Below are 13,686 nucleotides of genomic sequence, written 5' to 3'. Positions count from 1 at the left end.
CTCCGCGCTATCTGAAACGCTCAACTCGTTGATATTCAAGGAGTTTTTCGTTCCGACTGCGCCAGAAGTGGGGCGAATTATAGAGAGATGAGCGCAGGCGTCAACACTTAATTTGACACTTTTGTGAAAAAGGCGAATTTCCAGATAAATCAGCCATTTCCTTCAGTTTATATAGGAGCGAAAATATCGCTCCTGTAGCTCCTATATAAGATAAGGGCCTACAAAACCCCGGCCTCACGCAACTGCATCACGGCCTCATCCGAAAGCCCCAGCACACCGGTCAACACCTCCAGCGTGTGCTCTCCCAGCAGCGGCGGCGCCCGACGATACTCCACCGGAGTGCCCGACAAGCGAATGGGGTTCGCCACTTGCGGCACCACGCCCGCCAGCGCATGGGGCAGCTCGACCCTCAGGCCACGCGCTAGCACCTGCGGATCATTGAACACCTGCGCCAAGTCATTGATAGGTCCGCAAGGCACACCCGCGGATTCGAGCGCCGCCACCCACTCGCTCGTGGTCTTGAACACGGTCGCCTGGCGAATCAGCGGAATCAGCTCGGTCCGGTGGGCAACCCGCTGCTTGTTGGTGGCGAATCGCGGATTGTCCGCCCACTGCGGCTGACCGGCCACTTCGGCAAACTTGCGGAACTGGCTATCGTTGCCCACCGTCAGGATGAAATCACCATCGGCCGTGGGAAAAGACTGATACGGCACGATGTTCGGATGGGCATTACCCAGTCGTCTAGGCGCATTACCCGTTGTCAGATAATTCATCGCCTGGTTCGCCAGACACGCCACCTGCACGTCCAGCAGCGCCATGTCGATATGCTGCCCCACGCCGCCCTGATCGCGATGGGCCAAGGCAGCCAGGATGGCAGAGGTCGAATACAGCCCGGTGAGGATGTCGGTCAGCGCGACGCCAACCTTGACCGGCCCGGCACCGTCCTCCCCCTCGGGGAGGCCGGTCAGGCTCATCAGCCCGCCCAGCCCCTGAATCATGAAGTCATAACCCGCACGCTTGGCATACGGCCCGGTCTGACCAAACCCGGTAATGGAGCAATAGATCAGCCTCGGGTTCTCGGCCTGCAGGGATTCGTAGTCGAGCCCGTAAGCCTTCAGCCCACCCACCTTGAAGTTTTCGATGACGATATCGGACTTCGCCGCCAGCTCGCGCACCAGCTTCTGGCCTTCAGGACGGGTGAAGTCGATGGTCACCGATTGCTTGTTGCGGTTGGCCGACAGGTAGTAGGCGGCCTCGGAGGTATTCTCCCCGCGAGGATCCTTGAGGAACGGCGGCCCCCAGGCGCGGGTGTCGTCGCCGTTGCCGGGACGCTCGATCTTGATCACGTCCGCACCAAGATCCGCCAGGATCTGGCCCGCCCAGGGGCCGGCCAGCACCCTGGACAGATCAAGCACACGAATATGCGAAAGCGCGCCCATGGCAGGCTCCTTAGTAGAAGGCCTGAATGCCGGTCTGCGCGCGCCCCAGAATCAGCGCGTGCACGTCGTGGGTGCCTTCGTAGGTGTTGACCACTTCCAGGTTGACCAGATGGCGCGCAATACCGAACTCGTCGGAGATGCCATTGCCGCCGAGCATGTCCCGCGCCATGCGAGCGATTTCCAGCGACTTGCCGCAGGAGTTGCGCTTCATGATCGACGTGATTTCGACCGCCGCAGTGCCTTCATCCTTCATGCGCCCCAGACGCAGGCAGCCCTGCAGGGCCAGAACGATCTCCGTCTGCATGTCGGCCAGTTTTTTCTGGATCAGCTGATTGGCGGCCAACGGGCGACCGAACTGCTGGCGATCCAGCGTGTACTGGCGCGCGGTGTGCCAGCAGAATTCGGCCGCACCCAGCGCGCCCCAGGAGATGCCGTAACGGGCAGAATTCAGGCAGGTGAAAGGACCTTTAAGGCCACGAACATCCGGGAAGATGTTCTCTTCCGGCACGAACACGTTATCCATGACCACTTCACCGGTGATCGACGCACGCAGCCCGACCTTGCCGTGGATGGCTGGCGCACTCAGCCCCTGCCAGCCTTTCTCCAGAATGAACCCGCGAATGTCGCCGGCGTCATCCTTGGCCCAGACCACGAACACATCGGCGATCGGGCTGTTGGTGATCCACATCTTGCTGCCGGTCAGCCGGTAGCCACCTTCCACGGAGCGTGCCCGAGTAATCATCGCGCCCGGGTCGGAACCGTGGTTAGGCTCGGTCAGACCAAAGCAGCCAATCCATTCGCCGGACGCCAGTTTTGGCAGGTATTTCTGTTTCTGCGCTTCGGTGCCGAACTCGTTGATCGGCACCATCACCAGCGACGACTGCACGCTCATCATCGAGCGGTAGCCAGAGTCGACCCGCTCCACTTCACGAGCGATCAGGCCGTAGCACACGTAGTTCAGGCCGCTGCCGCCGTACTGCTCGGGGATGGTTGCACCCAGCAGGCCTACTTCGCCCATCTCGCGGAAGATCGCAGGGTCGGTCTGTTCGTGACGGAAGGCTTCGAGCACGCGCGGGGCCAGTTTGTCCTGGGCGAACTGTTCGGCACTGTCACGAACCATGCGCTCTTCTTCGGTGAGCTGCTGATCCAGCAACAGCGGGTCGATCCAGTTGAAACTTGCTTTACCGCCCATGACGTTCTCCTCGTTGAATGGTGCTCTCGGGCCTGGCCGAGAAAAGCCGTGGAATGAGACTAGGCCCGGATCGGCGCTGCGGCAAACGAGGATTTCGCAAGGTCTTGTGCTAATTTCTCACTCCGAAACAATTAAAAGAGCGGTTTTACCGCCCAACGAGTGAGGTTGACGTATATGCGTCGCAAAATCCCCAGCACCGCCGCGCTGGTCAGTTTCGAGGCCGCGGCGCGTCACGAAAGCTTTACCAAGGCTGCCGACGAGCTTTCCCTCACGCAAAGTGCCATTTGCCGACAGATCGCAAGCCTGGAGGAGTTCCTCAATGTGGAACTGTTCCGACGCTCGCGAAGGGGCGTGAAGCTGACCGAAGCGGGCCTTTCCTACAGCCGCCGGGTCGCCACGCAACTCGATGCGGTCGAGCGCGATACCTTGTCGGTGATGGGCCATCAAGGCACCAATGTGATTGAACTCGCAGTGGTGCCGACCTTCGGCACTCAATGGCTGTTGCCACGCCTCAAGGATTTTCAGCAGCAGCACCCCGACGTGACGATCAACCTGACCAACCGCACCCGGCCTTTTCTGTTCGCCGACACGGATTTCGACGCAGCGATCTACTTCGGCGATGCCGACTGGTCCGGCACCGAATCGCATCGCTTGATGAGCGAGAACCCGATGCCGGTCTGCAGCCCTGCATTGCTGGGTAACAAATCCCACATCAATCCACGCGAACTGGCCGAGATGCCACTGCTGCAACAGACCACCCGACCCTACGCCTGGCGCCAGTGGTTCAACTCGATGGACATGAATGTCGCGCGAGACATGACAGGCGCCCGATACGAGCTATTCTCCATGCTCGCGCAGGCGGCCATGCATGACATGGGCGTCGCGCTGATCCCGCCATTCCTGATCCAGCGCGAGCTGGCGGAGCAGCGCCTGGTGATCGCCAATTCCCATGCACTGTCGAGCATCAAGGCTTATTACCTGATGATTCCGGAGCGTAAAGTGGAATCCGCCTCGCTAAAGGCGTTTCGCGACTGGCTGGTGCAACAGGCCGCAACCTACGCCCTGCCTTGATCGCCATCTGTTCGAGGCATCTTCTTGACCCTGTAGTCAAATCCATAAAAAGCCTACAGATATACGCGTTTGTCGCATTTAAGAAACACTTGTGTTCTTTATCGAAAACACGCTGAAACCTTTATATGACGGGGCTTTCAGCCTGATTGACCATCATTCACCTGACCGTCATGAAAAAAACTTCAAATCACTCATGTAGTGCTACAGGCCTTGTTACACAAGGCCTGCAGCGGTTAGTTGCGTCAAACGGTCACAGGGTGACTTGTAGTTAATGACGCGTCCTGTTACAGAATTCCTTGAAGCACCCCGGTTACACCTGCAAAATGCCGCGCCCCGCCTTATGTAGCGGGGACGTGGTGATCGCTGCACCAGACGCGCCATACGCAGTGCGCTGGCCTACTTTTTAAAAGATAAAAAAGATCACGCAGGAGATTTGACGTGCACATTGGTGTCCCTCTAGAAACCCAGTCCGGTGAAACTCGGGTTGCTGCTACTCCGGAAACCATCAAGAAGCTCATTGGCCAGGGTCATAAGGTCACCGTTCAGTCGGGCGCAGGCATTACCGCCTCCGTGACGGACAGTGCCTATGAGGCGGCGGGTGCTTCTATCGGCAGCGCCAGCGATGCTTTCGGCGCCGAGCTCATTCTCAAGGTCGTCGCCCCCAGCGACAGCGAACTGACCTTGATCAAGAGCGGCACCGTGGTGATCGGGATGCTCAACCCCTTCAACAACGAGAACATCGCCAAAATGGCCGAGCGCGGCATCACCGCCTTCGCCCTTGAGGCAGCGCCGCGCACCTCGCGCGCGCAGAGTCTCGATGTCCTGTCCTCGCAAGCCAACATCGCCGGTTACAAATCGGTCCTGCTGGCCGCTCATCACTATCCGCGCTTCATGCCGATGCTGATGACCGCTGCCGGGACCGTGAAAGCCGCTCGCGTGCTGATCCTCGGCGCAGGCGTTGCCGGCCTGCAAGCCATCGCCACTGCCAAACGTCTTGGTGCAGTGATCGAGGCTTCCGACGTTCGCCCTGCGGTGAAGGAGCAGATCGAGTCGCTGGGCGCCAAGTTCGTCGACGTGCCTTACGAGACCGACGAAGAGCGTGAAGCGGCCGAGGGTGTGGGCGGTTATGCGCGTCCGATGCCGGCCAGCTGGATGCAGCGTCAGGCGGTTGCGGTTCACGAACGCGCCAAACAGGCGGACATCGTGATCACCACGGCACTGATTCCGGGCCGCAAGGCGCCGGTGCTGCTGAGCGCCGAAACCGTTGCGCAGATGAAGCCAGGCTCGGTGGTCATCGACTTGGCAGCAGCCCAGGGCGGCAACTGCCCGCTGACCGTCGCCGATCAGGTGGTGGTCGAGCACGGTGTGACCATCGTCGGCCACACCAACCTGCCTGCGCTGGTGGCCGCTGATGCTTCGGCTCTTTATGCACGCAACCTGCTGGATTTCCTGAAACTGGTCCTGACCAAAGAAGGCCAGTTCGAGATCAACCTCGAAGACGACATCGTCGCCGCGTGCCTGATGTGCCGCGACGGCCAGATCGTGCGCAAGAACGGCTGAGGACAATAACAATGGAAGACATGCTGATCTCTCACGGCGTCTACAACCTGATCATCTTCGTGCTGGCGATCTACGTCGGCTACCACGTGGTCTGGAACGTCACCCCTGCTTTGCACACCCCGCTGATGGCAGTGACCAACGCGATCTCGGCGATCGTTATCGTCGGCGCCATGCTCGCTGCGGCCCTGACCGTCACGCCACTGGGCAAGACCATGGGCACCCTGGCTGTCGCGCTGGCGGCGGTGAATGTGTTCGGTGGCTTTTTGGTTACGCGCCGGATGCTGGAAATGTTCAAGAAGAAGGCTCCGAAAGCCAAAGCTGAGGATGCCAAATAATGAGCATGAACCTCGTTACCCTGCTGTACCTCGTTTCGGCAATCTGCTTCATCCAGGCACTCAAGGGCCTGTCGCACCCGACCACCTCGCGTCGCGGCAACCTGTTCGGCATGTGCGGCATGGGCCTGGCGGTGCTGACCACCATCGGCCTGGTGTTCAAGCTCGCGGCCTTGTCGACTGACGGCGCCAGCGCCGGTATCGGCTACATCATCGTCGGCCTGCTGGTCGGTGGTACTGCCGGCTCGATCATGGCCAAGCGCGTCGAAATGACCAAGATGCCTGAACTGGTCGCGTTCATGCACAGCATGATCGGCCTGGCGGCGGTGTTCATTGCCATCGCGGCGGTTGTCGAGCCGCAGTCGCTGGGCATCGTTGCACACCTCGGCGATTCGATCCCGACCGGTAACCGCCTGGAGCTGTTCCTCGGCGCCGCCATCGGTGCAATCACCTTCTCTGGTTCGGTCATCGCTTTCGGCAAGCTGTCGGGCAAGTACAAGTTCCGCCTGTTCCAAGGCGCACCGGTACAGTTCGCCGGCCAGCACAAGCTGAACCTGATCCTGGGCCTGGCCACGCTGTTCTTCGGCCTGATGTTCATGTTCACCGGCAGCCTGTTCGCTTTCAGCGTGATGCTGATCCTGGCGTTCGTCATCGGCGTGCTGCTGATCATCCCGATTGGCGGCGCAGACATGCCGGTCGTGGTATCGATGCTCAACAGCTACTCGGGCTGGGCAGCGGCCGGTATCGGCTTCTCGCTGAACAACTCGATGCTGATCGTGGCCGGTTCGCTGGTGGGTTCGAGCGGTGCGATTCTGTCGTACATCATGTGCAAGGCCATGAACCGTTCGTTCTTCAACGTGATCGGTGGTGGTTTCGGCGGCGCGGCAGATGCCGGCGCTGCGGGCGGCGCGAAGGAAGCACGTCCGGTCAAATCCGGTTCGGCCGACGACGCAACCTTCCTTTTGACCAACGCCGACACCGTGATCATCGTTCCGGGCTACGGCCTGGCAGTGGCCCGTGCGCAGCACGCGCTCAAGGAACTGACCGAGAAGCTGACCCACGCCGGCGTGACCGTGAAGTACGCGATCCACCCGGTCGCCGGTCGTATGCCTGGCCACATGAACGTCCTGCTGGCCGAGGCCGAAGTGCCTTACGACCAGGTGTTCGAGATGGAAGACATCAACTCCGAGTTCGGCCAGGCCGACGTGGTGCTGGTGCTCGGCGCCAACGACGTGGTCAACCCGGCGGCGAAGAACGATCCGAAGTCGCCGATCGCCGGCATGCCGATTCTGGAAGCCTTCAAGGCCAAGACCATCATCGTCAACAAGCGCTCAATGGCCAGCGGCTATGCGGGCCTGGACAACGAACTGTTCTACCTCGACAAGACCATGATGGTCTTCGGCGACGCCAAGAAAGTCATCGAAGACATGGTCAAGGCTGTCGAGTAACCGCTCTACACCGCGACAGAACGAACCCTCGGCGCCGGTATCGGCCGAGGGTTTTTTACATCTGGCGTAAAGGTGTTTTGTCCTGAAAGCCGCTAATTAGAGCCCTCGAATGCGACCTTGGTCGTGGGACGAAAAAAATCCAGTTCTCTAGACTTGGGCCCTCGCATCCTCGTCCCGAGATAAGAAAACCATGCACCGTGAACGTATTCGCCTGCCTTCTTTGATGAGCAAGGTAATGAGCGCGGCCGACGCCGCCTCCCTGATCAAGGACGGCATGACCGTCGGCATGAGCGGTTTCACCCGCGCCGGTGAAGCCAAGGCCGTGCCCAAGGCTCTGGCCGAGCGCGCCAAGGCCTCGCCGCTGAAGATCAGCCTGATGACCGGGGCCAGCCTGGGCAACGATCTGGACAAGCAACTGACTGAAGCCGGCGTGCTGTCGCGGCGCATGCCGTTCCAGGTCGACAACACGCTGCGCCGTGCAATCAACGATGGCTCGGTGATGTTCATCGACCAGCACTTGTCCGACACCGTCGAGCAACTGCGCAACCGTCAGATCAAACCAGTGGATATCGCAGTCATCGAATGCGTGGCCATCACCGAAGAAGGCCACCTGGTGTTGAGCACCTCGGTGGGCAACTCGGCCAGCTTCGCGATTCTGGCCGAGCAGGTGATCATCGAGATCAACACCGCCCAACCGCTGGAGCTCGAAGGGCTGCACGACATCTATATACCGACCTACCGCCCGACCCGTATGCCGATCCCGGTATTGAAGGCAGACAGCCGCATCGGCAGCCAGGCGGTGAAGATCGACCCGGCGAAGATCGTCGGCATCGTGTTCAGCGACCAGCCCGACTCACCTTCAACTGTACTGCCCGCCGACCACGAGACCCAGGCCATCGCCGGGCACCTGGTGGAATTCTTCAAGAATGAAGTGAAACAAAACCGCCTGACCAACCAGCTGATGCCGCTGCAGGCGGGCGTGGGCACCATCGCCAACGCGGTGATGACCGGCCTGATCGATTCGCCTTTCCACGACATGGCGATGTACTCCGAAGTACTGCAGGACTCGACCTTCGACTTGTTCGAGGCCGGCAAGCTGAATTTCGCTTCGGGTTGCTCCATGACCCTGTCCGAGCGCAAGCACGACGCGGTGTTCAACAACCTGGAGCAGTACAGAAGCAAACTGTTACTGCGTCCGCAGGAAATTTCCAACCACCCTGAAGTAGTTCGGCGCCTGGGCATCATCGGTATCAACACCGCGCTGGAGTTCGATCTCTATGGCAACGTCAACTCCACCCACGTCGGCGGAACCCGCATGATGAACGGGATTGGCGGCTCCGGAGACTTCGCCCGGAACGCCCACCTGGCGATCTTCGTCACCAAGTCGATCGCCAAGGGCGGCGCGATTTCCAGCGTGGTGCCGATGGTCAGCCACGTGGACCACACCGAGCACGACGTCGACATCCTGGTGACCGAGATCGGCCTCGCCGACCTGCGCGGCCTGGCGCCTCGGGAGCGCGCCCGGGTGATCATCGACAACTGCGTGCACCCGGCCTACCGCGAAGCCCTCAACGATTACTTCCGCAAGGCCTGCGCCATCGGCGGGCACACGCCGCACGTGCTGCGCGATGCACTGAGTTGGCACCTGAACCTGGAAGAAACCGGCCGCATGCTGGCGGTGTAAGAAAACAGTTGTGAAGTGGCGACGACCTTTCGTCGCCACTTTTTCTCCACATAACACTGTTCTGGCAAAAACTGTTCTGCTGTACCGGTCAATTTCACCCTCAAAACCACTCCTTTCACCAAACCGGCGCACAAAACGCACCATCTCAGTGCTGACCGGTACAGTTGCCCCATTTCAGAACAAAACAGTACCCTCTAACAGTTAACTGAAGCAGCACAATACAGGTGAACTGTGTCTGGAGAGAGGAGGGCAACGAGCGGAAAATGGGCACCAGTCAAGTCACTCTCTAATCCCGCCACAAGCGGAAGGAAGAAGCACCATGGAACGCACCGTAAGTTCCGAACTGTTCTACGAAGAAACCGCTCAATCGGCCAAAGGCTCCCTGCCCCTGCGCATGTTCGCCAACCTGATGCTCTGGCAGCGTCGTCTGTCCAGCCGCCACCAGCTGGCTCGTCTGGATGCTCGTCTGCTGGCTGACGCCGGTATCAGCGAAGCCCAGCGTTACGAAGAGCTGAGCAAGCCGTTCTGGCGCTAAGTCAGCGCCCGCTGGTCCCAGGCTTCACGCCTCTCACCAGCACCCTGAATTCCACGAAGCCCGTCGCAGGTTACTGCTGACGGGCTTTGTCGTTTCTGGATCTGCAACGCCATTCCCCCGTAGCAGCACGGCTTGCCGGCGGGAGCGATATGTCTGTAACGAATGTGTCGACTGACACACCGCCCCGCCGGCAAGCCGTGCTGCTACGAGGGGAATGAGCAATACCGTTACAGTTTTATAGAATCTCAAACAAACAAGTACAGTCCTTGATTTGCAAGCCTTACAGCCCGTTCGCAGAACCTTTAACAACCAGCTGGCCATTCGCCCGGATAGTCCTCAACCCCCTGCTTACGCTAGTCTTGCACCCACTTTTACCCCGTCGCTTGCGAGACAGCTCTGCTCATCTCCGGATTTGCGCGTGTGGTTTCAATCGGCCCTTGTGGAGTTAAACATGTCTCGTCTTCGTCTCATGACTGCCGCTGCATTTCTGATCGCGGCAACCGGTGCCCAGGCTTCCAGCTTCGTGGTGACCACCGACACCCTCGTTCGCGCACTGGACGCCTCGTCCAACGCCACCTCGAGAATTTCGTCGTCCTTCCACGACGACAAAATCGTGCTCGAGGCCCGTGACGACGCCGCCAGCTTCGTCGCCTCCGAAGGCCAGATGCGCGGCGTACATCTGGAAGGCGCCTTCCAGCACATCCGCGAAGTAGCCCCTGAGCTGCAAGCGACCGATGCACAGTTGGCGCAGGCAATTCTCGCCATCTGATTCAGCTTCGCGACAGCTTTGCCTGCGCTTGCCCCGACACCTTCACTGGCTCTGGCCGGGGCATTTGCGCTAGCCTTGCGGCTCGTTCCGTCAATACCTAAGACTCATGCACTTATTGTCTCGCCTGTTGCTTGCAGCGACCGCCAGCCTGATCTTTGCCACACAGGCCCAAGCGTTCGACACAACCACACAAAGCCTGATCAAAAGCGGGTACGGCACCAGCCAAGTGACGACCGGGCCTTTCGATAACAAACTGATACTTGCCGCCCAGGATGATGCTGCAGCGTTCATTGCCACTGATGGCCAACTGCGAGGAGCACAGCTGGAGTCGGCGTTGATGTATCTGCGTCAGACCTCTGCAAAACTTCATGCCAGCGACCTTGAACTGGCGCAGGCAATCCTCGTCCAATAATCACTCGTTGTATCTATCTGTCTTTTGGAGACGTTCCATGCGTACCCCGCTTATCGTTGCGGCCCTGGGCTTGCTCGTGCTGACCGACGTGGCCCAGGCCCAGACCTTGAAAGCGACCAGCAACATCGTTGTCCGTGCCTTTGGCCGCAGCGTCGACTTCACCTCCGACACCACCTCTTCTGTACGCAACTGGAAAATGGTCGTCGAAGCCCAGGACGACGCCGCCAGCTACGTCGCCAGCAACGGTGATATCCACGGCGCCCGCCTGGATGCAGCCTTCGCCACCCTGCGCGATCGCCTGCCGGAAGCCCGCAACGCCAGCGACCAGGACCTCGCCGAAGCCATCCTCGCATTGTGAGGCGCATCGCCGTCTGGCTGCTGGCATCGGCGCTCTCGCTGATCTGCACGAGCGCCTTTGCCGACCTGAGCCTGTCGCTGCACACCGACGGGCTCGATGCTGCACAAACCAAAGCCAGCCAGACGCTGCTCGATGAAGCCATGGCGCACTTGCCGCCGATGTTCATCAGCAAACTGGACCGCAAGGTCGAAGTGCACTGGACCGATGACATGCCGCCCAACGCCTATGGGCGTGCGGACGGCCCTTATCGGCTGGACCTGAATCAGAAGCTGCTGGCGGGATTGACCGACGGCAGCGCGGCCACCACCAAGACCAATCGCCCCCACGGCACCGTGCGCGAAGAAATGCTCGCGACGGTCCTGCATGAACTGACCCACATCTATGACCACGCTCAGCTGTGGTCGCCGCGAGACCGCAAACTGATCATCGCCTGTTCGCGCCAGGGCAATAGCCTGGGCAAGATCGGCCTGCGCGACAGTTGCCGCGGACAGACCGAGCGCCGTTTCACGTTGAGTGACGACCCGCGTCTGCTGGACCTGGCCGGCTGGCCGCAGTATGTCGGGCGGCGAGGGGAGCGCGAAGAGCGCAACGGCCAGGTGGCACGCAGCCCGGATATCTACGAAACCACCAGCCCTCTGGAATTCGTCGCGGTGAACATGGAGTACTTCCTCCTCGATCCGGCCTACGCCTGCCGCCGCCCGGCGCTGTATGACTACTACAAGCAGCAGTTCCACTGGGCGCCTGCGGCCAAGGATCAGTGCCCGACGTCTTATCCGTACCTCAACGCCGGCAACGACTTCGCCCGTGAACCGCTGGGCAAGCTCGACCCGGAGCGGGTCTACGAGGTCGACTACCTGCTCGCCGAAGCCAACCAGAATCTGGTCAGCCGCTGGGGCCACAGCATGCTGCGGCTGGTAATCTGCAAGCCCGGCCGCCCGCGCGGGCCCGACTGCCGCCTGGATCTTGACCAGCATCTGGTGCTGTCCTATCGCGCCTTCGTCAACGACCTGCAGCTGTCCAGCTGGAGCGGCCTGACCGGCAAATACCCGTCGCGCCTGTTCGTATTGCCGCTGGGCCAGGTGATCGACGAATACACCAAGACCGAACTGCGCAGCCTGGCTTCGGTGCCGCTTAAGCTGTCGCGCCAGGAGATCGATGGCCTGGTGCAGCACGCGGCCGAAATGCACTGGGCCTACGACGGCGACTACTGGTTCCTGTCCAACAACTGCGCGGTGGAAAATCTCAAGCTGTTGCGCAGTGGCACCAACGACCCGCGCCTCGTTGGCCTGGACAGCATTCTGCCCAACGGCCTGCTTGAAGTGCTCAAGGGCAGGGGACTGGCCGACACCAGCGTGCTGGACGACCCCAAGCGCGCCTTGCGTCTGGGCTACAAGTTCGACTCGTACCGCGACCGCTATCAGGCGATGTTCGATGTGCTGCGCAAGACCACCGATGTGAAAGAGAAAACGGTGGAGGACTGGCTGGCCTTGTCCGCCAAGGAACGCCAGCCGTATTTCGCCAAGGCCAACCTGCGCAGCAGCGCGGCGTTGCTGCTGCTCGAACAGGCGAGCATGCGTCGGCAACTGTTGCTGGCTCAGGATGAGGTCAAGCAGCGATACCTGAGCGCGGTGGAGAAGAAAGACAACCGGGTTTCCCAGGCCACCGGCACGCTGCAGGACATTCTGGCCAACAGCGGCTTCCTCAGCCGTCCGGCCGAGCTGCTGGGCAGCGGCGGATACGGCTTGCCGCAAGAGGGCGAGTGGCAGCGCCTGGAGGCCGAGAGCAGCCAGCGGCAGAAGCAGCTGCAGCGGCTCAGCGGCGATCTGGACAAAGAGGTGAGGGCGCTGCTGGAGCCGGACCGCGCCGCCGAAATCGCCGCCACCGAGGACAACCTCAAGCAGATCGGCGAACACCTGCGAGCGCTGCACAAGGCGGCGGGCGGGCTTGAGTTGCCGTAGGGCAATCGCATTTCTGCGTTTGATTCTGGCCGAAGGCCGTGGGAGCCCAGCTTGCTGGCGATCTGTTGCGCAGCAACAGCAAAACCAGACGACCCGGTTCTATAGACACACCGAGTTTGCAGGGTTTGCTGCCGCTTCGCGCCAGATCGCCAGCAAGCTGGGCTCCCACGGCCTTCGGCCAGAAGCGGATCCAGACGGATCTACAGGGTTTCCTCCCGCTCTTCGGGCAAATGCTCATCCAGATGCAGCCACGGCAATCGGCTGTCCGCCCAGATATGCCGCTCGGCCGGCGCCAGCTCCGGGTGGTCGAGGGTGGCGATGGTCACGTCCATGGTGTCGGGGCTGTGCTGGGTGAACAGCGCGACCTGCGCCCCGCAGTTGTTGCAGAAAAATCGCACACAGGTCGGGCCGGAATCGTACGCCGCGGGGCTTGCACCCAGCCATTTGAAGGCGTCCAGCGGCACCGTGATCCAGGTCACCACAATGCCCCCTGAAGTGCGCCGACAGATCGAGCAATGGCAGTGCGCGATGTCGCGCAGCGGTGCGTCGAGTTGATAGCGCAGGTTGCCGCAATGGCACCCGCCGGTATGGCGTTCACTCATGGCTGTCCTCCCGGTCGTCTCTAGCCTCTGACTGCCGGATGCCGAAATTGCTGCATTTTTCCGACAGCGACGAACGAAATCGCAACGAAAGCTTGCTGAAAGGCAAGGGCATTAGCATCCCCCCACCGCCGGCGACAGACCGGCCAGGCAGGACGAACGCACCCTGACGTTCTCCGGCCCATCTACAACAACAATTTCGGTGATTCTGATGCTTGCATTCCCTGCGCTGCACCCCTCGTTCGCTCCCCGACTCCACGCGCCGCTCGCTCTGAGCTGATTGCCTCACATCGATCGTTTTCACGCCGCGTAACGCCTGGAGTATTTCT

The 13,686-nt window shown here is 60.7% G+C and carries 13 protein-coding genes; 10 read left to right on the top strand and 3 right to left on the bottom strand.

Annotated features, from left to right (window positions below; all coding sequences use genetic code 11):
- Positions 1–218 precede the first annotated feature (218 nt).
- Both AC1MEK_RS26875 and AC1MEK_RS26870 read right to left on the bottom strand, forming a co-directional pair.
- The gene (locus AC1MEK_RS26875) at positions 219–1,439 is read right to left on the bottom strand and encodes a CaiB/BaiF CoA transferase family protein (RefSeq protein ID WP_480399281.1); all 1,221 of its coding nucleotides are present in this window, start codon (positions 1,437–1,439) and stop codon (positions 219–221) included.
- 10 nt (positions 1,440–1,449) lie between these two features.
- The gene (locus AC1MEK_RS26870) at positions 1,450–2,631 is read right to left on the bottom strand and encodes an acyl-CoA dehydrogenase (protein ID WP_480399280.1); all 1,182 of its coding nucleotides are present in this window, start codon (positions 2,629–2,631) and stop codon (positions 1,450–1,452) included.
- A 174-nt stretch (positions 2,632–2,805) separates the two neighbouring features.
- Here AC1MEK_RS26870 and AC1MEK_RS26865 point away from each other — a divergent pair, with 174 nt between their 5' ends.
- From AC1MEK_RS26865 to AC1MEK_RS26820, 10 genes are all read left to right on the top strand, one after another.
- The gene (locus tag AC1MEK_RS26865) at positions 2,806–3,702 is read left to right on the top strand and encodes a LysR family transcriptional regulator (RefSeq protein ID WP_480399279.1); all 897 of its coding nucleotides are present in this window, start codon (positions 2,806–2,808) and stop codon (positions 3,700–3,702) included.
- 438 nt (positions 3,703–4,140) lie between these two features.
- Complete coding sequence (locus AC1MEK_RS26860; RefSeq protein WP_480399278.1) at positions 4,141–5,262, top strand: Re/Si-specific NAD(P)(+) transhydrogenase subunit alpha; 1,122 nt, start codon at positions 4,141–4,143, stop codon at positions 5,260–5,262.
- Positions 5,263–5,273: 11 nt separating this feature from the next.
- Positions 5,274–5,597: an NAD(P) transhydrogenase subunit alpha part 2 gene (locus tag AC1MEK_RS26855; protein WP_120128378.1), complete on the top strand. Its 324-nt coding sequence runs from the start codon at positions 5,274–5,276 to the stop codon at positions 5,595–5,597.
- Entirely contained in the window at positions 5,597–7,042 is a 1,446-nt protein-coding gene (locus tag AC1MEK_RS26850; protein ID WP_480399277.1) for an NAD(P)(+) transhydrogenase (Re/Si-specific) subunit beta, read from the top strand. The genes AC1MEK_RS26855 and AC1MEK_RS26850 overlap by 1 nt, the downstream gene beginning before the upstream one ends.
- A gap of 190 nt (positions 7,043–7,232) precedes the next feature.
- Positions 7,233–8,726 (top strand): acetyl-CoA hydrolase/transferase family protein, encoded by a 1,494-nt coding sequence (locus AC1MEK_RS26845; RefSeq protein ID WP_480399276.1) that lies wholly within the window; start codon positions 7,233–7,235, stop codon positions 8,724–8,726.
- Between the two features lie 319 nt (positions 8,727–9,045).
- Positions 9,046–9,261: a DUF1127 domain-containing protein gene (locus AC1MEK_RS26840; RefSeq protein WP_480399275.1), complete on the top strand. Its 216-nt coding sequence runs from the start codon at positions 9,046–9,048 to the stop codon at positions 9,259–9,261.
- A 451-nt stretch (positions 9,262–9,712) separates the two neighbouring features.
- Entirely contained in the window at positions 9,713–10,030 is a 318-nt protein-coding gene (locus AC1MEK_RS26835; protein ID WP_480399274.1) for a DUF2388 domain-containing protein, read from the top strand.
- Between the two features lie 106 nt (positions 10,031–10,136).
- Positions 10,137–10,442 carry a DUF2388 domain-containing protein gene (locus AC1MEK_RS26830; protein WP_480399273.1) on the top strand — a complete coding sequence of 102 codons (306 nt, stop codon included), beginning with the start codon at positions 10,137–10,139 and terminating at the stop codon, positions 10,440–10,442.
- A gap of 37 nt (positions 10,443–10,479) precedes the next feature.
- Positions 10,480–10,800, top strand: coding sequence for a DUF2388 domain-containing protein (locus AC1MEK_RS26825; RefSeq protein WP_274135281.1), 321 nt, complete (start codon positions 10,480–10,482; stop codon positions 10,798–10,800).
- Positions 10,797–12,758: a DUF7844 domain-containing protein gene (locus AC1MEK_RS26820; protein WP_480399272.1), complete on the top strand. Its 1,962-nt coding sequence runs from the start codon at positions 10,797–10,799 to the stop codon at positions 12,756–12,758. The genes AC1MEK_RS26825 and AC1MEK_RS26820 overlap by 4 nt, the downstream gene beginning before the upstream one ends.
- Before the next feature lie 200 nt (positions 12,759–12,958).
- Here the strand turns inward: AC1MEK_RS26820 and AC1MEK_RS26815 are convergent, their stop codons facing one another.
- Positions 12,959–13,360 (bottom strand): GFA family protein, encoded by a 402-nt coding sequence (locus AC1MEK_RS26815; protein ID WP_480399271.1) that lies wholly within the window; start codon positions 13,358–13,360, stop codon positions 12,959–12,961.
- Positions 13,361–13,686: the final 326 nt, after the last annotated feature.

It is taken from the genome of Pseudomonas sp. 2 (assembly GCF_056627435.1).
The sequence above is the reverse complement of the archived record's forward strand: the minus strand, read 5'-3'. Positions and strand labels throughout refer to the sequence as shown.

Bases quoted from the DNA above. Each gene is read 5' to 3' on its own strand.
- AC1MEK_RS26830 (WP_480399273.1), top strand. From the start codon at position 10,137: ATGCACTTATTGTCTCGCCTGTTGCTTGCAGCGACCGCCAGCCTGATC.
- AC1MEK_RS26815 (WP_480399271.1), bottom strand. From the start codon at position 13,360: ATGAGTGAACGCCATACCGGCGGGTGCCATTGCGGCAACCTGCGCTAT.
- AC1MEK_RS26840 (WP_480399275.1), top strand. From the start codon at position 9,046: ATGGAACGCACCGTAAGTTCCGAACTGTTCTACGAAGAAACCGCTCAA.
- AC1MEK_RS26845 (WP_480399276.1), top strand. From the start codon at position 7,233: ATGCACCGTGAACGTATTCGCCTGCCTTCTTTGATGAGCAAGGTAATG.
- AC1MEK_RS26875 (WP_480399281.1), bottom strand. From the start codon at position 1,439: ATGGGCGCGCTTTCGCATATTCGTGTGCTTGATCTGTCCAGGGTGCTG.
- AC1MEK_RS26870 (WP_480399280.1), bottom strand. From the start codon at position 2,631: ATGGGCGGTAAAGCAAGTTTCAACTGGATCGACCCGCTGTTGCTGGAT.
- AC1MEK_RS26825 (WP_274135281.1), top strand. From the start codon at position 10,480: ATGCGTACCCCGCTTATCGTTGCGGCCCTGGGCTTGCTCGTGCTGACC.
- AC1MEK_RS26855 (WP_120128378.1), top strand. From the start codon at position 5,274: ATGGAAGACATGCTGATCTCTCACGGCGTCTACAACCTGATCATCTTC.
- AC1MEK_RS26865 (WP_480399279.1), top strand. From the start codon at position 2,806: ATGCGTCGCAAAATCCCCAGCACCGCCGCGCTGGTCAGTTTCGAGGCC.
- AC1MEK_RS26850 (WP_480399277.1), top strand. From the start codon at position 5,597: ATGAGCATGAACCTCGTTACCCTGCTGTACCTCGTTTCGGCAATCTGC.
- AC1MEK_RS26835 (WP_480399274.1), top strand. From the start codon at position 9,713: ATGTCTCGTCTTCGTCTCATGACTGCCGCTGCATTTCTGATCGCGGCA.